This is a genomic window from Paenibacillus taichungensis (assembly GCF_003287275.1).
GTDB classification, from domain to species: domain Bacteria; phylum Bacillota; class Bacilli; order Paenibacillales; family Paenibacillaceae; genus Paenibacillus; species Paenibacillus taichungensis_A.
The window spans coordinates 22,972-42,540 of sequence record NZ_QEVW01000005.1 but is presented as its reverse complement, the minus strand read 5'-3'; the positions used below and the strand labels follow the sequence as shown (position 1 = coordinate 42,540).

Here is a 19,569-nt window from a genome sequence, read left to right as displayed (position 1 = left end):
GTTCCTGACGGATTCTATAATGAGTTTGAAGGAGGAGACAGCTTATGCGTTCCAACTACAGACAATTTATACGAAACGTTCCGCTTCATCTCATGATATTGCCTGGACTGATCATCATTATTGTATTCGGTTACATTCCGATGGCGGGACTCTCCATTGCTTTTCAGAATTTCTCTCCCATTGCCGGATTCAAAAATATGAACTGGGTCGGCCTGGACAATTTCAGGTATCTGTTCGATCTGCCTGGGTTCGGACAGGTCGTATGGAATACCGTATTTATTTCCGCCATGAAAATTGTGTCCGGTTTGGTCATTCCGGTACTTGTGGCCCTGCTGCTGAACGAGGTGCGCAAAACAGGCTTTAAACGAACCATTCAGACGGTTATCTATATGCCGCATTTCTTTTCCTGGGTCATTTTGGCTGGAATCATTGTGGATGTATTATCCCCCAGTACCGGAATCGTAAATATGCTGCTTAAGGCAGTGGGTGTAGAGCCGGTTCAATTTCTGGCCAGTAACGAATGGTTTCCTTACATACTCGTCATTACGGACCAATGGAAAGAATTCGGATTTGGCACGATTATATATTTGGCCGCACTGACAAACATTGATAAATCCCTGTATGAAGCATCTGTTATGGATGGAGCAGGAAGATGGAAGCAGACCTGGCATATTACGCTGCCTGGCATTCGTCCAATCGTGATTCTGATGGTTACACTGAGTCTGGGTAACGTACTTAACGGTGGTTTTGACCAAGTGTTCAACCTCTACAATCCGCTGGTCTATGAATCCGGAGATATTCTGGATACGATGATTTACCGGATTGGCTTGCAGGATGCACAGTACTCCGTATCTACCGCATTGGGGCTCATCAAATCAGTGGTTTCGTTTATCTTTATCGGGCTTGGCTATTTCCTCGCCTATCGATTAGCCAATTATCGGATTTTCTAGAAAGGAGGCAAGAACATGCATCACGCTTCGAGAGCCTATCGTTGGTTTCTGGGAATGAATTATGTCATCCTGACCCTTCTTGCCTTGCTATGCCTGTTTCCCATTGTGAACATTCTGGCAATTTCGTTTAGTTCGAGTGATGCAGTCAAGGCGGGGAGTGTGACATTCTGGCCGGTGGACTTCACCTTTTCCTCCTATAAATACATTCTCGAAAATCAGCAGTTTCTAAATTCATTCGGTACAAGTCTTCTCCGTGTGGTACTCGGAGTTGCGACCAATCTGATTTTCACGATTCTTGTAGCCTATCCGCTCTCCAAAGAGGCAGCGAAGTTCCGTTCCAGAACGTTCTATGCGTGGATATTTGTCTTTACCATGCTGTTCAGTGGAGGATTAATCCCGGGTTATCTGATCGTCAAAGAAGCAGGTCTGTTGGATTCGATCTGGGCCCTGATCTTACCGGGAGCGGTTCCGATCTTCAATGTGTTGCTTATGCTGAATTTCTTCCGAGGTTTGCCAAAGGAGTTGGAAGAGGCGGCTTGGATGGATGGTGCTGGCCATTTCCGCACGCTATGGAGCATTTATCTTCCTATTTCATTGCCCAGTATCGCAACCATCACATTGTTTGCCATGGTGGGACACTGGAACGCCTGGTTTGATGGCATGATCTATATGAAAAGTCCGGAAGGTTATCCACTAGCCACGTATCTGCAATCGATGCTCCAGCAAGTGACGATGATCCAGAGTGAAATGATGACCCTTGAGGATGCGACACTGTTAAGTCAGGTGTCGGATAGAACGACCCAGGCATCCCAAATCTTTTTGTCCGTGATACCCATTCTGCTCGTGTATCCGTTCCTGCAAAGGTATTTCGTTCATGGACTTGTTGTCGGTAGTGTAAAGGGATAAGATCGATGGAGGAAAACCAATGGGAGGAGCCGATTTCCGGCTCCTTTTTGCCGTTGAGGAGAGGAGTGTAGTGAAATGAGATTCACATGGGGGAGATGGAAAAATGCATCCATCGTCGTCAAACTGATGATTGCCTTTGTGCTCGTCATTCTGCCCTTATATGGGATCAGTATTATGATCACGCATACCAGCTCCAAGCAAATGCAGACGGAAGTGGAGAAGGCGCATGAATCAAAGCTTTATTTTTACCACAATCATCTGCAATTTGAATTGGAGCGAATGAGTGGTCTTGTTACCGAATTTTCATTCGATGAAACGATGTCCACCCTAAGTACACGAGCTGCAATTATGGGCAGATATGAGGTGACTTCCAGTCTCAATAATATACATAACAAGCTGGGGCAGATCATGGTGACGAGTCCCTATATCAGCGATGTTGTGTATTATGTTCCGGCTCTGCATAAACGGGTCAGCGCGGTGGACGGAATTCGCAATGTGGAGGATACAGAATGGAAGGATCTGCTGGCGACCATGGGCAATCTGAATGGTGAGTTGTCTTATTCGGATAACAATCTTTATTTTCTCAAAAGCAATCCGTATAACATGAATCATGAGGAACCGCCCAATTTTATATTAGGCATACGTTTGTCTGCGGAAGAACTGAAGCACAGATTGCAGCAGCTCGCGGAAACGGGAGGCAGTGATATTACACTGAGCTTCGGTGAGCAGCACAATGTGGTCATTTCTTCTTCTGATAAACCTGTATCGGCAGCACAATTGCAGCAGGTATCACCGGAATCACCAGAATCCATGCAAGTGACGAGATTTCAGTCCGATCCATATCTGTATTATTCGCTTTATGATCCTGATCACTCGTTCACGCTGACAGCCAGCATCCCTAATGATGTGCTCCAAGCTCCCCTGGAACAATATAACCTGTGGCTGTGGACATTGACGCTTATCTCAATCATTATCATTATGATCTTCTCCTTTTCAATCTACAGGTCAATTCACAAGCCGTTATCTGTGCTCATTCGCGGGTTCAGAATGGCGGAGCAAGGTCAGACAACTATTCATATTCCGCAATCCAGACGAGATGAATTTGGTTATTTATACTCTCGCTTCAACCACATGATAGAACGCTTACATATTTTGATTGATGAAAATTATGTTGCCCGGATTCGAACAAGCGAGGCAGAACTCAAACATTTGCAGTCCCAGATTCAGCCTCACTTTCTATATAACAGTCTGTTCAGCATCAAACAAATGGCCGAGGTCGAGAATGTTGAATTGATTCAGGAATTTACCGACTATTTGGGTCAATATTTCAGGTATATGTCCAGGGATTCTCATTCTGAGGTTTCGCTCGGTGAAGAGGTGGAACACGCCTTAGTCTATGCTTCTATTCAGAAAATCCGATTTGGCTCAAGAGTCCAACTGCAATTGGAGGAACTGAGTAGGGAGTACCGAGACATCGCCATTCCCCGAGTCATTATTCAGCCGATTGTGGAGAATGTCTTTGAACATGCCCTTGCCAAGCGCAGTCAGGGAGGGATTCTGAAATTATCCTATCAAGTGGACCACCAACAGTTGTCCATTCGGATAGAGGATGATGGCGATCATTTAACGGAGGAAATTCTGAGTAGCCTGCAAGTATCCTTTCAGGAATCTGCGAACCAGAGGCATGGGAATGAAGAGATTACAGGACTGATGAATGTGAATCAACGTTTAAGGATCAAGTTTGGGACAGGCTATGGCCTTTGTGCGCAGCGCAGTGAGTTGGGCGGTTTATGCATGATATTAAATATTCCATGGAGACAGGAGTAGTCGTATGCAGCGGATGTTAATTGTAGATGATGAACCGGTTATTTTGGATGGTCTTTATGCTTTTTTTCAAAAAGCGGATTTTCACGATATGGAGATCATTAAGGCATATTCTGCCTTTGAAGCAATCGAGTGGTTGAATTCCGTTAAAATCGATATCGTACTCAGCGACATCTGCATGCCTGGCATGGATGGCATGGAGCTGATCGAGAAGATTATGGATCGTTGGCCACGATGTAAAGTTCTGTTGCTGACAGGTCATAACGAATTTGATTATGCACATCAAGCGATACGCAACCCTTGTGTTGTGGATTACCTGTTAAAGACAGAAGGCATGAGTCATATTCGTGCAGCGGTAGAGCGGGCTTTAACACAAATATCGGAGGAAAATGATTTCCGTTACCAACATGCCTGGTTTCGCAGCAAGCTGCCCAGAGCGCTGCCGCAGCTGCAAAGACAGCTGCTGCTGGATCTCCTAAAACGAACGGAAAGACATGATATCGCCTCGCTTCAGGAAGAATTGGATGCAGTCCAGTTACCTTTCATGTCGAATGAGTCGGTAATCCCGATCATCATACGGGTTGAGGAGTGGAACAACTATCAATCCCATTCGGACCGGAGTTTAATTCGCTATGCGGTTGCCAACGTTGCAGAGGAACTGCTTCAGGATAAGGCCAAGGTCAAAGCTATTGATCTGGATTATCAGGTGATTGCCTGCTTTGTTCAGCCCAAGGCTCAGCCATCGAGCTTCCATACAGGACAGCAGGAGAAGTGGGAACAGACACTGCGTTTTGTCTATGGAACGCTGGAGTCTGTGCAGCAATCCTGTGCGGATTGTCTGAATCTGTCCGTCTCCATTATGGTGAGCGAACAGGCGGTGGAGTGGATGGAGTTAAGTCAGGCCATTGCACAGCTGCGCCTGTCGATCCATGAGGGCCCTGGACTTGGGATGGAGAAGCTTCTTCGGGTCAAAGTACAGCATGATTCGCCTTACATCCCCAATATTTTGAATCAGCAGAGTGTTGCCAGTCTTCATCTGGATCAGATCAGGCAGCGCGTTACATCAGGGGATCGGGAGTGGATGGAGTCATTTCACAAGTGGACAGAGGCTTCAAAAGAAGGACTTCAAGATCCATTCTTTCGAATGAGAATCTATTCAGGTGCAGGTAATGGACTGATGGAGCTTCTTCATGAACTGGGCTTGTATGAATCAGCAATGGAGGAAATTGCGTTATCTCGAATGCTTCATTTTAATATCCATACGCCTTGGTCCGATCTGGTCGTTTTCTATCAATCGGCTTATGAATGGATCATCTCCAAAAGAAGTGTTACTCGCATCCATGATCAGTCGCAGATTCTCGTCACTATTCATCATTATATCAAGCATCATCTGGAGGATGACCTTTCACTAACCCGAATTGCACAGGAGGTTTCCCTCAATCCGTCATATCTATCCCGTTGGTACAAACGTATTACTGGCAAAGGCATATCCGACTATATTCATGAACGGCGCATCGAGCGCAGCAAGGAATTACTTCTCGGCTCTACCTGCAAAATGCATGAAATATCCGCCAAGGTTGGATTTAGTGATCAGCACTATTTTTATCGTTTCTTCAAAAAGGCCACCGGCTGCACACCACAGGAATATCGGGATCAAAAAAGTTAGATCAAGTATGAAATGGTAAATCAAAGATACCAGATGTCAACGGGGTACACTCGAGGTGATAGCGCTTTCTTTATACAATAAAATTATACCTCGCTGGAGGAATAAAAAGGGGGATTCGCATGAACACGTCATTAAAGAAATTCTCATTGTTAACGTTAACCATGGTTCTGGCAACCACGCTTGCAGCCTGTTCATCGGGTACGGGAAGTGCTGAGAATGAAGCCCAACCGAACACACAGCAGGATGCCGGAGGTCCGCTTACGAAGTATGATCCACCCATCAAATTAACATCAACCATGAATGAAACCGGGAAAGAGTCGCTTGCTGAGGGAGATACACACGCCAATAACATTTGGACCAGAGGATACAAGGACGAGCTGGGGATCGATGTCACCTATGACTGGATTGTCCCGGATGCCAATTATAACGATAAAATGAACGTCACCCTGGCTAGTGGCGATTTGCCTGATGTTCTGAAAGTAAGTGCTGTGCAGTTTGAACAGCTGCATGAAGCGGGGATGCTGGAAGATTTGACCGAAGTCTATGATAAGTACGCATCCGATCTGGTCAAGGAATTTATGTCTGCTGAGGATGGAGCAGGTTTGAAGCCAGTGACCAAGGAAGGCAAGATATACGCAATGGTCAGTTTCCCAGGCTCGCTGGATTCCTCAGATATGATCTGGATTCGTCAGGATTGGTTGAAGAAGGTCGGACTTGAAGCACCAAAATCGATGCAGGACGTTATCAAAATTGCCGAAGCCTTCACCTTTGAAGATCCGGACGGAAATGGCAAAGATGATACGTATGGAATTGCGCTCAACAAGGATTTACCAATTAATGCGTTCCTGCTTGGTTATCATGGTTATCTCGAAACCTGGATCAAGGATGCTTCAGGTCAGGTTGTGAATGGAACCATTCAGCCTGAGGTGAAGCAAGGATTACACGAACTGCAAAATCTGTATTCAAAGGGTGTTCTCGACCCTGAGTTTGGTGTTAAGGATTTTACGAAGATGATGGAAGATGTGAATGCAGGCAAATCAGGCATGTTCTTTCTACCACAATGGGCACCATTTCAGGTTAGCAGCATGATCAAGAAGGATAAGAATGTGGACTGGCTTCCTTACCCGGTTCAATCGATCGACGATCAACCTGCCAAAACGCAGAATCACTTAAGCTTGGGCGGCATATTTGCCGTACGTAAAGGCTACGAGCACCCGGAAGCATTGATCAAGCTGCTGAATTTTCAGGCAGAGAAAATGTTCGGTGAGTCGGCCAAGGAAGAGCGTGCTGCGTATTTGAACGGCTTGACCGGACTTGGTTTTCATAATGCGACTGTATCCAATCTGCCTGCCAACAAAAACGTGAAGGCACAGGATGAGGTCGAGCAGGCGCTCAAAACGGGAGATACATCCGGATTAGAGCTTGAAGCGAAGCTGTTCTACGATGATATTATGGATTACCGCAATGGAAATCTGGATAAGTGGCATATGGAACGTATTTTTGGACCGGAAAGCTCGCAAGGCGTCATTAAATATTATCGGGATAACGATCTCATTGTCATGAATGAATTTATCTACGCCCCAACGAGAACCATGAACACGAAACAGGCAACCCTGGATAAACTGCGCGCTGAGACGTTTCTGAAAATCATCTACGGCAACCTGTCTATTGACGAGTTCGACAATTTTGTTGCAAATTGGAAAAAGCTTGGTGGTGACCAGATCACTCAGGAAGTGAATGAAGTCATTAATACGAATAAGTAAAGTGCAGTAAAAGAGCAAATGCCACCCTGCGTGCGATACGCAGAGTGGCATTTTTTAGCGAAAACATATAAATCAGAGGAATCACACTCATACAATTAAAGTATAAGCTTTTAATTCTCCGCTAGGGTACCCGGGTCATCCGGTCTCATGTGAGCCTTCTTTCTGCTTCTTGCGATATTCATTGGGGCTGCAGCCCATCTCTTGCTTAAACAGTTTGGTGAAGTGAGAGTAATTGGTATAGCCAACATTTCCAGCAATGGTATGCACCGATTGTGCGGTGGTCTCCAGCAAATGTCGGGCCGCCACAAGACGGGTATGGATGACATAATGGCCCAGTGAAATGCCCATCTCTTTCTTAAACAACCTTGCCAGATAATCCGGATTCAGATAGACCATCTCTCCCAGGTTATTCCTCGTTAAATCTTCTCCGTAGTGCGTGCGTATATAATGGGTAATCTCATGTACAACTGACTTCGGCTGCTCGGCAACATTCAGATATTCCGCAGCCGTATTAACCAGGTAGGCAATGTAGGATTGCATGTCTTCAATTGAATGCAGAGATTGCATGAATAATTGATCGTTTGTTTTGCCCATATACAGCTTGTGCACTTCGATCTCCTTACTTTTCAACTGGGCATACACAAGTTGTACCAGATCAAGACGTAGCAGACTTAGAACGGCGGTACCCACCACACCTTCACGCACCAGTTGATGCATATAACGACCCGTTTCATCCAGAAACGCCTGAAATCGATTTTCATTTAACAATTTCTCCAGCAATCCCAGATCAGGCGGTGTGTAATTCAACTCGGGTCTATTATAGTTTTCAAGTAAAAAGGTTTGGTTACGATGTTTAATTCGTTCTTCATTCATAAGCAACAACTCGTTGATGGTATGACGAATCTGACCCAGTGGTAGAGAGAATCCGATACTACAGCAAACATCGGACTTTAGGTAATTATTAACCTCGGGGATGAACAAACCACACATGGATTCGATCAGCTGTGCATCCGGCGCTCCGTTCCATTTTAGAATAATCATCCAGTTATGATCCTTGATCTCGATAATGGCTTCAATGGAGAACAACGTGTTCTGGAACCGCTCAACCATTACATTCAAACACGCGTAATCGAACAGATTCTTGTCCGTCTTGCCCAGCGTATGATCGTACGGAAAAAGGTTAACCAGAATAGGAAGAAACAGATCGGTTATTTCATAAGGCAGATTTTGTTCTGTCAAAAAGGCAGAGACGTTGGTCGGGCCGGAAGGAAAAGCTTTACCGGAGATTAGCCTGCGCCAGCTGTCCTCAATCAGTTTGCTTCGGTTTTTCTGCCAGAGCTCACCCTCATGAATGGCTTTCTCAATGAATTGCTGGTCGCGGGCTTTGGCAACCGCCTTTTGAATAATAAGAGTTAACTTGTCAAATTCAATAGGCTTCAGAAAATAATCAAAGCTTTGCAGCTCAATTGCTTTCTGGGCATAGTTGAAATCGGCATAGTTGGTCAGAAATATCGTCTGTACATTATGCGATTCCTCCCGGACCCATGCGAGTAATTCCAGCCCGCTGCCCTGGGGCATCTCAATATCACATATGAGAATCTGTACGGGATGATTTTGCAAAACTTCCTTGGCCTGCGCAATATTGTAGGCGGTGAATATTCTATGGATCCCCAATGCCTTCCAATCAATTTTCTTTTCCAAAGCCATGACAACAAAGTAATCATCATCAACCAGCAATGCATTCATGGTTTGTCACCTCTCCCGGAGTATCTGAATTTAGTATCATTTTAGGCAAGGAAAGCGTGATCCGAGCGCCACTTTCGTCGTTTGCAAACGTAATATTTGCTTCATCTCGATATAACAACTCCAAACGTTGGATGGTATTCATAATGCCGATCCGGTTACCGCCAGTTTGTTCCAGCGCTTCTCCACGCATCAGAGCGTCAAGCACATCCGGGCTGAAGCCTGGTCCTGTATCCGAAATCTGGATGAGTACATGATCGCCATTTTCCTGTCGTTGTTCCGTCACGGACAAAGTAATACATAGTTCCCGGTCCCGAGAGACCCCATATTTGACTGCATTTTCGATGAATGTCTGAATGACAAGTGGGGGCACGGCGATGCCCGTGATGACCTCAGGCTGTTCGATTCGATAGGAAAAAGCGTCGCGGTAACGCGACTTCTGGATGTCCAGGAACGTTCTCACATGTTCAATTTCATTCTCCAGAAGAACGAAATTCTCTCCACTCTGAAAGATATATCGGAAATATCGGGACGTAGCCATGGCCATGCTCTCAATTTCTTCGTACATCTGCATCTGTGCCATACTGTACATGCTCGTCAGACAATTCAGGAAAAAGTGGGGCTTAATCTGTAATTTCATATAATCCAACCGTATTTTTTGTTTCTCCAATTCCTGCTCGTAGCGATCGATCTTGAACCGTTTAATCTGGCCCACCAGTTCCTTAAACTGTGCATTGACCTGCTCCAGTTCCATAATCCGGCTGCTCTTGAAGTCTGTCGCTTCGTCCCCTTCGTTAATACGCGCCAGGTTTTTGGAGAATCGCTGAATGGGAACAAGCAGATTTCTTCTGAAAAACATGATGATTGCGCTTAACGTGGAGGTCACGATCAGAAAAAGCAGCATAATGAGCAGCTGAGCGACCATGATTTTCTCGAATGCGCCAAACTTGATGGCCATATGTACGCTGAATGCCGCATTGGAAAAGTCGCTGCTGACAATGTTATGAGACTGGAACAGATCGAGAAACGAATGTCTCTCTTCTGGTATGTGATCCCCGCCGGCAGGTCCGGAAAGTTGTACTCCATTCTCATCTACCAGAGAGGCGTACCCGTTGGCACCCAGATTAATCTGCTGGAGAGGGGCGATCAGTTCATCTGCGGATATCAAGGCAACAAGATAACGGTTGTAGTACGGCACAATATTGATAAGATAAGAAGTGCCATTCACGTGAATTGGTGTCCAATGGGAATAGAACTTCTCATATACACCTTTATCACGGGTAAGCGTAATGATCTGCTTTTTAACTTCTGAATAATCCGAATAGGAGATACTTATTGGTGCGCAGTTGAGGAAATATTCACTATTCTCCAAATAATAAAAGAAATTGTATGACTGCCCGTAGTTTCGCTGTAGTTCGGCGAAGAGCAAATGTAGTTTCTCGTTGGCCTTCAGGAACGGAATACTGTTCACGCCATATGTATTCATGTTGTCGAGATTCTCGTCATTGGCCAGTGTCCACCCCATGAAATGGTTAATGTACGCAAAATCGTGATTAATGCGATTGATGTACAGATCGGCTGCATCCTGCAAGTATTGGGTGGATTGCTGTTTGACCATGGAGATGGAAGCAATGCTGATCACGAGATCCAAGATGAGCACGACAAAAGAAATGACGAACATCATGCGGATATAATGCCGGATGGGGTAGGGTTTGATGGTGTTCAGGTTTGCCATGGAACAATGCACCACTTTCTTGATTGCTTGGTTATGAATACGCTTTAATATCTCAGGAATAGTATAAAACCTTTATCTAAAAAAAACATAAAGATTTGCATCTTTTGATTCGGAAGTCCGGATTACACACACGAAAGTCTGGATAACGATATGATTTTTGCTCGTAAGCATCTTGGTTACTTGTAAAGTTCATGGATGGAACTATAGAGGTCCGAATAACGTCCTTAGCGGTCCGATAAACCCAATGTGAAGCAGTTTATACTGAAGCTATTCCAGAGATGACAGGTCCTACGGGAGAGCAGCATCAGTATATTTACAGGAGGGAAGGAAGAACCATGAGGACCAATCCACTTTATATTGGAAGAACGCTGGAGAGAATCAGGCGAAACTGGGGTCTTTACGTTTTGCTTTTTCCAGCGGTTCTGTTGACACTTTTATTTGCCTACAAGCCGATGTACGGCGTATTAATCGCCTTTAAGGACTATAGTCCGGCGCTTGGGATCGGAGACAGCCCTTGGGCTGGATTCAAATACTTTGAGAAATTCTTCAAATCCTATCAATTCACCAACACGATACGTAACACACTTGTGATCAGTCTGTACAGCTTGGCTACTTTTCCGATCCCAATTATGCTTGCATTACTGGTAAACCAGATGAGAGCAGGAAGGTTCAAGAGGTTTTTTCAGACAGTCTCCTATATGCCTCACTTTATCTCAACGGTAGTTATGGTCGGGTTGATGCTGATCCTGTTCTCGCCAAGTACAGGACTTGTTGGTAATATGTATCAGCTGTTTGGAGCACAAGCACCGGACTTAATGGGTTCATCAGCTCTGTTCAGCAGTGTGTATGTATGGTCTGACGTGTGGCAGCATGTCGGTTGGGACAGCATTATCTACATTGCCGCACTGTCTGCCGTAGACCCAAGCCTCTATGAAGCGGCCACAGTTGATGGGGCAAGTCGATGGCACAAGGTTCGTTATATCGATATACCGATGCTGCTGCCGACTGCTATTACGCTGCTTATTCTGCGGGTAGGCGGATTACTCGGAGTAGGATTTGAGAAGGTTTATCTGATGCAAAACGACCTGAACATTCTCTCAAGTGAAATTCTGTCCACTTATGTATACAAAATCGGGTTACTGAGCAGCCAATACAGCTTCTCCTCAGCGATAAACCTGTTTAATACCGTCATTAATTTCATTTTGCTTATTCTGGTCAATCAGTTGTCCAAGAAATACAGTGAAAACAGTCTATGGTAGGGGGGAGACAAACAAGATGAGTGTTATGGAACCGGCAGCAATGACCAGAACTCCCCGTACAAAACGTCGATCACGTGTTACGGTTGCAGAAGTTGTGCTGTATGCCTTTGCTGTTCTTTTTCTAATTGCTATCATTTATCCGATCTATTTTATTGTCATCGCCTCGTTCAGTGATCCTTCATCTGTGGCTAACGGACAGGTGTGGGTTTTCCCTAAAGGTTTTACGCTGGAAGGGTATAGGGAACTGCTGCGACACGAGAACATCTGGATTGGATATCGAAATACCATTCTATACACGGTGGTAGGAACGCTCTTCGGGCTTGTTGTTAATATTTCGGCGGCCTATGCCTTATCGAGAAAAGATCTGGTCGGACGCAAATTTTTCTCGCTGTTCTTTATATTCACAATGTTCTTCAGCGGGGGATTGATCCCAACTTTTCTGACGATTCGCGACTTCCATCTGTACAACACGTTCCTCGTAATGGTGCTCCCGTTCTCCGTGGTCGTGTTCGACATGATCGTTGCCCGGACATTTTTCCAGACCAGCATTCCGGGAGACTTATGGGAAGCGGCCCAGATCGATGGCTGTGGTAACTTGCGGTATTTCGTACTGATCGTATTACCGTTGTCCAAAGCAATCATCGCAGTCCTCGGACTATGGATTGCAGTAGGGTATTGGAACTCCTATTTTAACGCCCTGATTTATCTGAAAGACCCGAATCTGTATCCGCTGCAATTGATTCTGCGCAATATACTCATCACAAATCAGATGCAGTCCGGCATGGGCACAGGCGAAGCAGCACAAGTAGCCCTGCGTCTTGCCAATTTGATGAGATATTCCGTTATTATTATCGCTACAATTCCAATCATGTGTGTGTATCCGTTCATCCAAAAGTATTTCAATCAGGGGGTGATGATCGGCGCAGTGAAGGAGTAAGTCAGGTTGAATTTCATTACGAATCAAGGGGGTTCCCAAATGGGGAAAAAGATAGGCAAGAAGTTATTTACCAAAATGAGCAGCGTGCTTCTCGCGTCGGTCATGTTGGTCAGTGTTGTTGGTTGTAGTAGCGGGAATGGTAGTGATCCTGCCGAAACTACAGTATCAAGCGATTTTAATCAGGAAGGACTGCCTATTGTCAATAAACCGGTCACACTTAAGGTGCTGACGGTTCGTTGGGGGAATATGGGCGACACCTTTACTCAGAATCAATGGCTCAAGGATTTGGAAAAGGATTCCAATGTAAAAATTGAGTGGCAGGTCATGTCCTCCAATGACTGGGGTGAACAGAAATCCATTATGCTTGCCAGTGGTACGCTCCCGGATATTATCTTGGGTGACCAGGTGTTCAGCGACTCCGACATTGTTAACAACCTGAGCTATTTCCGTCCACTGGATGAGTACATTGACTCGTATATGCCCAACTTGAAGGCGGCTATGCAAGAGACGCCAGACATGAAGAAAATCAGCACGTTCCCTGATGGCAAAATCTATTCCATGCCAACAAGACTGCCTGCCCGTCCGAAGAGCCGGAATCAGCCTGTAATCAATAAGGCTTGGCTTGATAAGCTGGGGCTGAAAGCACCAACGACTACGGAAGAATTGTATCAGGTGTTGAAAGCGTTTAAGGAAAAAGATCCGAACGGAAATGGAAAACAGGATGAGATTCCGTACACGGAAACGGGGCTGAATGTGGACTTCCTGAATCCATTCGGAATTACTGACATTAATGCCAGCAGTATGATTGTGCAGGACGGTAAACCGGTCTTCTTCCCAACGACCGATGCCTATAAAGAAGCTCTTATTTATACACACAAGCTGTATTCAGAAGGTCTGATTGATCAGGAACTGTTTACACAAGACAATACAATGACATCAGCCAAATGGCAAAATGCAGACATTCCAATCGTCGGCTTTAGCAACCAATGGACGCCTGATGCCGTGTTTGGCAAGTGGAGCGACCAATATGAAGCGATTGCACCTATTGCCGGACCTGATGGCAAACGCTATCAGCCAGGGGATCCTGGCGGCATGAATCTGGCCCGTAATGAACTGCTCATTACAAGTTCATGTACTGTTCCTGAAGTAGCCGCACGCTGGGCAGATCAGTTCTATTCCAACGAAGCCAGCATTCAGAATTTCTGGGGTGCGATCGGAACTGTAATTGAGAAAAATGATGATGGCACATACACGTTGATGGACCCGCCGGCAGGCACCAGCGCCGATGCTTGGTACTGGGATCAATCCTTGCGTGATTTCGGACCCAAATATGTAAGCCCTTCCTTTGAAGAGAAAATTAAGCTTAATCCGAAGGCTGGTGACGGACTCAAGCTGGAAATCGATCAGTTGGGAAGTGCCGATGTAACGACACCTTATCCGAAGGTTATGTACAATGCAGAAGAGTTCCAAGAGCTGCCAACATTAACGACGGATATTGACGGTTATGTAGCAACGATGCGTGCCCAGTGGGTAACCAAAGGCGGCATCGAGGAGGGCTGGGATGCTTATATCAAAAAGTTGAATGATATGGGACTTGAACAGTTACTGACCATCCGTAATAATGCCTTCGAACGTTATATGAACGTCAAATAGAGTGGAGTTCAGTCACATAATTCATTGAATAAATAACAAACAGGTGCGCTTCCTTATTGAAGGAGGGCACCTGTTTGTTCGCTTATGATCTGCGTTTCAACAATAAAACACCACTGATGCTCGATGTTTTTTTGCTGTAGACCACTTTAAAACCAATATCATTGTCCAGCAAACAGTTTAAGGCATTAATCAGCAATGCACCACGCACCAGTGTGAAGGTACAAGGGGACGTGTTCCCAATCACACGTACACTTCTGATTCGGCGTGCAGAACCGGGAACGAGCGGATTTCTGGACCAATAGATCAGTACCAAATCCGGTTGTGGAACAGCTTTTACACTAGCCATCCTCATCATCTCTTTTCTATTAGATTCTTTATAGTAAATGAAAAGCAGATTCAGAAGGTGCTAGACAGAAGACGCGATATTTAATAAATGGACAATCACCAGAGATGCCTCATGGCAAAGCTCATGCAATTCGTATTTGTAGTCACACACGGGATTTGCATCAAAGTATGGTATACCGGGCAATCATAAGTGTTCTTCCAGTCCCATACATATAATGCTGGAGGTGATTGGAATGAGCAAGGAACCCATGGATGAGAACAAAAAGATAGAGCAGCGAAATGCCTTTCTTCGGGATAATAACGGCAAAGAAATGTCCTCCAACGAAGGGATTAAAATATCGGATGACAGCAACTCGCTAAAAGCTGGGGATCGCGGGCCCACGCTGCTTGAAGATTTTCTGATGCGTGAGAAACTGTCTCACTTTGATCGGGAACGCATTCCGGAGAGAGTTGTGCATGCACGGGGATATGGAGCCTACGGTGAATTTGAGTTATATGAGTCACTTGAAGAGTTAACAATGGCTCATTTTCTTCAGGATCCCGGTGTGAAAACACCGCTATTTGTTCGTTTTTCCGAGGTAGCAGGCTCCAAAGGAGTGAACGAAACGAATCGGGATGTGCGTGGGTTTTCAGTAAAGTTTTATACCGATGAAGGCAATTTTGATCTGGTCGGGAACAATATTCCGATCTTCTTCATTCAGGATGGGATCAAGTTTCCTGATCTGATTCATGCCTTGAAGCCGGAACCTAATAATGAAATTCCACAAGGCTCCACTGCGCACGATACTTTCTGGGATTTTATTGCAAATAATCAGGAGTCGGCAGCGATGGTCATGTGGATTATGTCGGATCGCACAATACCGCGAAGCTTTCGAATGATGCAGGGATTTGGAGTACATACCTTCAGGCTGGTGAACAAAGAGGGTAAATCCAGATTCGTGAAATTTCATTGGCGGCCGGTACTTGGTATGCATTCTTTTGTGTGGGATGAGGCGCAGAAGCTGGGCGGAGCGGACCCCGACTTTCATCGCAGGGACCTGTGGGAGAATATCAATGCAGGTAACTTTGCTGAGTTCGAACTTGGAATACAGGTGCTGGAGGAAGCGGATGAGTTCAAGTTTGATTTTGATATTTTGGATGCAACGAAATTATGGCCAGAAGAAGACATTCCGGTACGAATCATTGGCAAAATGACGATTAACCAAAATGTCGAGAATGTATTTGCGGAAACGGAACAGTCGGCTTTCCATCCTGGCAACATTGTACGTGGTATTGATTTCAGTAATGATCCACTGCTTCAAGGCCGGCTATTCTCGTATACGGATACACAATTGGCAAGGGTGGGCACGAATTATCAGGAATTGCCGATTAATCGTCCCGTGTGCCCTGTACATAACAACCAGAGAGACGGAGCTTCCCGTTACACCATTGATCGGGGAAGAGTTGCCTACCACGAAAACTCTCTAGCCAACAATTCTCCTTATACTGTCCCGGGTACCAAAGGAGGCTTTGTAACCTATCCTTCCACCGTGCAAGGTCTTAAGGAACGGAAAACAGCACCCAGCTTCCTGGATCATTTCTCGCAAGCACGTTTATTCTGGAACAGCATGACAGACGTGGAAAGGAGTCATATCATTCAGGCACTCACGTTTGAGCTCGGAAAGGTAAAGGATGTTTCGATTCGTCAACAGGTCGTTGATATGTTAGGAAATATCAGCTCAGAGCTGGCGAACATTCTGGCCCGCGAACTTGGAGTCTCTGTACCGAACGTGCTTGAATCCACAGTGACAAAAATCTCCCCTGCGTTAAGTATGTCCAATACCGTGTTTTCTCCCAAAACGCTACGCGTCGGGGTGATTGTCGGTGAAGGATTCGATGGTCCGAGCACACAATACATTTTGGATGAGCTTAAGAGCGCGGGACTACGTCCAGTCATTGTTCATGAAAGACAAGGTGTGGTCCATGGAACGGGCGGTGTGGGGTTGAAGGTGGACGACAGTTTTTTGACCGGGTCACCTTTGGTATATGATGGGTTATTCATTGTTGGAGGACAGAAGGAAGATGATTATTTTCAAAAATACACCCGGTCCTATGCCATTGAAACATACAATCATTTTAAACCGATAGGAGCTACACCGGTGGGGGCAGTACTGATTCAGCCAGTCGGCATTATCGGCAAACCTGGTGTCATTGTTGAGCAGCAACCTGCGGCTTTTGCAGATCAATTCATTCAAGCAATGACCCAACAACGCTTCTGGAATCGAACGTAGCAGGCAGGGTGCCTTCAAACAAGCGGATCTCAAATAAAAAGAAAAGGACCTCACTAGAGATCCTTTTTCTTTTTTTCTTGTGCCTGAAAAAATAAGAGCGCTATTTCCCTAATTTGCTTCAATTGATTATTGCCCTTACTTATTGGTGCTATGCTGTTTCGCCGGCAGTTTATCCGTTGGTGTACCTTTACCATTGTTTTTGTTATGCCGTGCCTTTTCGGCGTTCTCATTCACTTTTTTTACAAAATCATGGGTGCTCTCCATGTTTAAGCAAACCTCCTTCAAAAAATCAAAATGTGCAGCCTGAATCTTAATATAACCATTGGGAGGTCATTATATTTGGATGCTCCACTCTGACCGTAATATCATTACGATTAGAAAGAAACGACGGTGGGATAAACTGGACATGGGAAGTTCAGGCGTCTAAACTGTATAGAACGATACAAAACAAGAAGGAGCCCGAATCGAACCATGTTGCAGAAATTCGGTTTTACACAATATGAAAGTCAGGTATATGAGGCCATATTTGCACAGGATGCACCGCTCGATGCCACATCCATTGTTAATTACTCCAATGTACCCAAGGCCAAGATATATGAAGTGCTTAATCGGCTTATTGATAAGGGAACCGTCCTAACAACCATGCATGGAAAGAAAAAATTGTATATGGCGGTTGATCTTCAGTCCATTATCCTCAAAATAAGGGCTGACTTTGAGAAGGATATTGAGGAATTAAAGACATATAAAATCAAACGTACATTCACAGATGAACATATCTGGACATTGAAGGATGCATCATCCATTGCATCAAATATTGAACAGCTTATTGAGGAAGCGGATTCATCTATCCTTTTTCTGGCCTGGAACGAGCAAATGGAAAAGTACAGGGAGCTTCTGGAGCAAAAAGAAGCTGAAGGTGTACATGTAGAGGTCCTGGCTGTAGGAGGAATGCAAACTTCTCTAGCCCATAAATATTCGTTAATACCTATGCTTGAGGATAGTAATCTTGAGCCCTCGCAGCTAATCATTGTTGACCATGGTTATCTTTTGTTTGCAGGAATCGAACATGATTCCTGGAAGGCCATCAAGACAACGTCCAAACCAATTGTTAAAGCAATGACGGATTATTTCTATCATGACGTCGCTCTTACTCAAATCACCAAAAAATATGGTGACCAGCTGCTTCAAGATGAAGAAATTGCACGTCTGCTGGCACGATTAATTTATTAATATGATGATTCCAAAGCTATTCTTTCTGAGAATAGCTTTTTTGTATTGAAATCTTCTCTTGATTAAGTTACTATCGTAGTTGTAACTTTCGAGGAGGATTCAAAAATGAATAAAAAAGTATATGTCCTGGCAATCGCAGCATTTGTGGTTGGTACCGTTGAACTCATTTTAGGCGGGATTCTGGACTTGATCGCGACAGATCTTCATCTGACTTTGGCAAAAGCCGGGTATTTAATTTCCATCTTCTCACTTGTCTATGCGTTATCTGCGCCAATATTATTAAATATGACGGCCAGATTCGAACGTAAAAAAGTATATATGTGCACTTTATTCGTTTTTCTAATCAGCAATCTGATCTCTGCGTTCAGTGCCAATTTCTATATGCTCCTGGCAGGCAGAGCACTGGGGGCCGCGACGGGATCTCTGATTTTTGTCCTGTCTCTGACGCTGGCAGCCCGTATTGTAGAGCCCCAGTATAAAGGGCGTGCTGTGGGAATTATCACGATGGGAGGAAGTGCTTCACTGATCCTGGGTGTACCTATCGGAATCTTTGTGGGTAACCTGGCCGGATGGCGTGAAGTGTTTATGTTAATCGCAATTCTGACTGCAGTGGTCATGGTTGCCATTGGCATTGCCATGGATCGTGTGCAGCCGATTCCGGCAGTGCCCCTGAAGAAGCAGCTTACTGCTCTATGGAACCCGAAAATGCTGGCAATCCATGTTACAACATTGCTTGTGCTCGCAGGACATTTGACGTTATATGCCTATTTCACACCATTTCTCCAGGAAGCGCTGGGAGCCAGCTCAACAATGGTCACCTTTATCTATATGATGTTTGGTATCGCTGCTGTAGCAGGCGGCGGGATCGGCGGCATATTATCAGATCGCTTACACCCAGCCAAAGCCATTATCATCGTGCTGATACCCTTTATTATAAGTATGGCGGTAATTCCGTTTAGTACCGGCTTGCCTTTGATTGCTTTCTTGATTCTGCTAAGTATCTGGAGTGCATTAAGCTGGACTGTTACCCCGGTACAAAATAGTCTGATTATCAAAACCTCTCCGTCAACGGCTGAAACGTTAATTAGCACCAATTCAGGAATTGCACATGCAGGTATTGCTCTCGGAACCTATATTGGCGGCGTAGTTATCGATCATTCGTCCATTATGTATACAGGATGGGTGGGATCGGTTCTGATCCTGATGGGTCTGGTGTCGGCAGTTTACGCAATTAATCGCAAAGAGCAAACGGTTCAGGCAGTTGGTTAATGTATACATTTAAAAGTTG

General features: G+C 45.1%; 15 protein-coding genes. 11 read left to right on the top strand and 4 right to left on the bottom strand.

The window, feature by feature from the left end:
- The first annotated feature begins 44 nt into the window (after positions 1–44).
- From DC345_RS05490 to DC345_RS05470, 5 genes are all read left to right on the top strand, one after another.
- A complete protein-coding gene (locus DC345_RS05490; protein WP_090806028.1) occupies positions 45–950 on the top strand; it encodes an ABC transporter permease in 906 nt (301 codons plus the stop codon).
- A 15-nt stretch (positions 951–965) separates the two neighbouring features.
- Positions 966–1,856 (top strand): carbohydrate ABC transporter permease, encoded by an 891-nt coding sequence (locus DC345_RS05485; protein WP_113052243.1) that lies wholly within the window; start codon positions 966–968, stop codon positions 1,854–1,856.
- A 75-nt stretch (positions 1,857–1,931) separates the two neighbouring features.
- Positions 1,932–3,683, top strand: a complete 1,752-nt coding sequence (locus tag DC345_RS05480; RefSeq protein WP_113052242.1) for a sensor histidine kinase — start codon at positions 1,932–1,934, stop codon at positions 3,681–3,683.
- A 4-nt stretch (positions 3,684–3,687) separates the two neighbouring features.
- Complete coding sequence (locus DC345_RS05475) at positions 3,688–5,346, top strand: response regulator transcription factor (protein ID WP_113052241.1); 1,659 nt, start codon at positions 3,688–3,690, stop codon at positions 5,344–5,346.
- Positions 5,347–5,465: 119 nt separating this feature from the next.
- Positions 5,466–7,109 (top strand): extracellular solute-binding protein, encoded by a 1,644-nt coding sequence (locus DC345_RS05470; protein ID WP_113052240.1) that lies wholly within the window; start codon positions 5,466–5,468, stop codon positions 7,107–7,109.
- 135 nt (positions 7,110–7,244) lie between these two features.
- Here DC345_RS05470 and DC345_RS05465 read toward each other — a convergent pair whose 3' ends face one another.
- The gene (locus DC345_RS05465) at positions 7,245–8,855 is read right to left on the bottom strand and encodes a response regulator (protein WP_113052239.1); all 1,611 of its coding nucleotides are present in this window, start codon (positions 8,853–8,855) and stop codon (positions 7,245–7,247) included.
- Positions 8,836–10,587: a sensor histidine kinase gene (locus tag DC345_RS05460; protein ID WP_258530566.1), complete on the bottom strand. Its 1,752-nt coding sequence runs from the start codon at positions 10,585–10,587 to the stop codon at positions 8,836–8,838. The genes DC345_RS05465 and DC345_RS05460 overlap by 20 nt, the downstream gene beginning before the upstream one ends.
- A gap of 335 nt (positions 10,588–10,922) precedes the next feature.
- Between DC345_RS05460 and DC345_RS05455 the strand changes: the two genes are divergently transcribed.
- From DC345_RS05455 to DC345_RS05445, 3 genes are read left to right on the top strand one after another with little or no spacing between them, the layout of a single operon-like run.
- On the top strand, positions 10,923–11,846 hold the full coding sequence (locus DC345_RS05455; RefSeq protein WP_076288345.1) for an ABC transporter permease: 924 nt from the start codon (positions 10,923–10,925) through the stop codon (positions 11,844–11,846).
- A gap of 40 nt (positions 11,847–11,886) precedes the next feature.
- Positions 11,887–12,783 (top strand): carbohydrate ABC transporter permease, encoded by an 897-nt coding sequence (locus DC345_RS05450; protein ID WP_231952759.1) that lies wholly within the window; start codon positions 11,887–11,889, stop codon positions 12,781–12,783.
- A 39-nt stretch (positions 12,784–12,822) separates the two neighbouring features.
- Positions 12,823–14,436 carry a type 2 periplasmic-binding domain-containing protein gene (locus DC345_RS05445; protein ID WP_113052238.1) on the top strand — a complete coding sequence of 538 codons (1,614 nt, stop codon included), beginning with the start codon at positions 12,823–12,825 and terminating at the stop codon, positions 14,434–14,436.
- A gap of 82 nt (positions 14,437–14,518) precedes the next feature.
- On the opposite strand, the gene DC345_RS05440 is transcribed toward DC345_RS05445, so the two are convergent.
- A complete protein-coding gene (locus tag DC345_RS05440; RefSeq protein WP_063563578.1) occupies positions 14,519–14,782 on the bottom strand; it encodes a hypothetical protein in 264 nt (87 codons plus the stop codon).
- Positions 14,783–15,014: 232 nt separating this feature from the next.
- Between DC345_RS05440 and DC345_RS05435 the strand changes: the two genes are divergently transcribed.
- A complete protein-coding gene (locus DC345_RS05435) occupies positions 15,015–17,051 on the top strand; it encodes a catalase (RefSeq protein ID WP_397333633.1) in 2,037 nt (678 codons plus the stop codon).
- Between the two features lie 135 nt (positions 17,052–17,186).
- Here the strand turns inward: DC345_RS05435 and DC345_RS05430 are convergent, their stop codons facing one another.
- The gene (locus DC345_RS05430; protein WP_036664828.1) at positions 17,187–17,315 is read right to left on the bottom strand and encodes a DUF4023 family protein; all 129 of its coding nucleotides are present in this window, start codon (positions 17,313–17,315) and stop codon (positions 17,187–17,189) included.
- A 207-nt stretch (positions 17,316–17,522) separates the two neighbouring features.
- Here DC345_RS05430 and DC345_RS05425 point away from each other — a divergent pair, with 207 nt between their 5' ends.
- Positions 17,523–18,281: a TrmB family transcriptional regulator gene (locus DC345_RS05425; protein ID WP_113052237.1), complete on the top strand. Its 759-nt coding sequence runs from the start codon at positions 17,523–17,525 to the stop codon at positions 18,279–18,281.
- A gap of 105 nt (positions 18,282–18,386) precedes the next feature.
- Positions 18,387–19,550 carry an MFS transporter gene (locus DC345_RS05420; protein ID WP_113052236.1) on the top strand — a complete coding sequence of 388 codons (1,164 nt, stop codon included), beginning with the start codon at positions 18,387–18,389 and terminating at the stop codon, positions 19,548–19,550.
- Positions 19,551–19,569: the final 19 nt, after the last annotated feature.

Excerpts from the sequence above, each read along its gene's own strand:
- DC345_RS05460 (WP_258530566.1), bottom strand. The coding sequence starts at position 10,587 with ATGGCAAACCTGAACACCATCAAACCCTACCCCATCCGGCATTATATC.
- DC345_RS05485 (WP_113052243.1), top strand. The coding sequence starts at position 966 with ATGCATCACGCTTCGAGAGCCTATCGTTGGTTTCTGGGAATGAATTAT.
- DC345_RS05490 (WP_090806028.1), top strand. The coding sequence starts at position 45 with ATGCGTTCCAACTACAGACAATTTATACGAAACGTTCCGCTTCATCTC.
- DC345_RS05445 (WP_113052238.1), top strand. The coding sequence starts at position 12,823 with ATGGGGAAAAAGATAGGCAAGAAGTTATTTACCAAAATGAGCAGCGTG.
- DC345_RS05470 (WP_113052240.1), top strand. The coding sequence starts at position 5,466 with ATGAACACGTCATTAAAGAAATTCTCATTGTTAACGTTAACCATGGTT.
- DC345_RS05430 (WP_036664828.1), bottom strand. The coding sequence starts at position 17,315 with ATGGAGAGCACCCATGATTTTGTAAAAAAAGTGAATGAGAACGCCGAA.
- DC345_RS05435 (WP_397333633.1), top strand. The coding sequence starts at position 15,015 with ATGAGCAAGGAACCCATGGATGAGAACAAAAAGATAGAGCAGCGAAAT.
- DC345_RS05455 (WP_076288345.1), top strand. The coding sequence starts at position 10,923 with ATGAGGACCAATCCACTTTATATTGGAAGAACGCTGGAGAGAATCAGG.
- DC345_RS05475 (WP_113052241.1), top strand. The coding sequence starts at position 3,688 with ATGCAGCGGATGTTAATTGTAGATGATGAACCGGTTATTTTGGATGGT.
- DC345_RS05425 (WP_113052237.1), top strand. The coding sequence starts at position 17,523 with ATGTTGCAGAAATTCGGTTTTACACAATATGAAAGTCAGGTATATGAG.
- DC345_RS05465 (WP_113052239.1), bottom strand. The coding sequence starts at position 8,855 with ATGAATGCATTGCTGGTTGATGATGATTACTTTGTTGTCATGGCTTTG.
- DC345_RS05420 (WP_113052236.1), top strand. The coding sequence starts at position 18,387 with ATGAATAAAAAAGTATATGTCCTGGCAATCGCAGCATTTGTGGTTGGT.
- DC345_RS05480 (WP_113052242.1), top strand. The coding sequence starts at position 1,932 with ATGAGATTCACATGGGGGAGATGGAAAAATGCATCCATCGTCGTCAAA.
- DC345_RS05450 (WP_231952759.1), top strand. The coding sequence starts at position 11,887 with ATGACCAGAACTCCCCGTACAAAACGTCGATCACGTGTTACGGTTGCA.
- DC345_RS05440 (WP_063563578.1), bottom strand. The coding sequence starts at position 14,782 with ATGGCTAGTGTAAAAGCTGTTCCACAACCGGATTTGGTACTGATCTAT.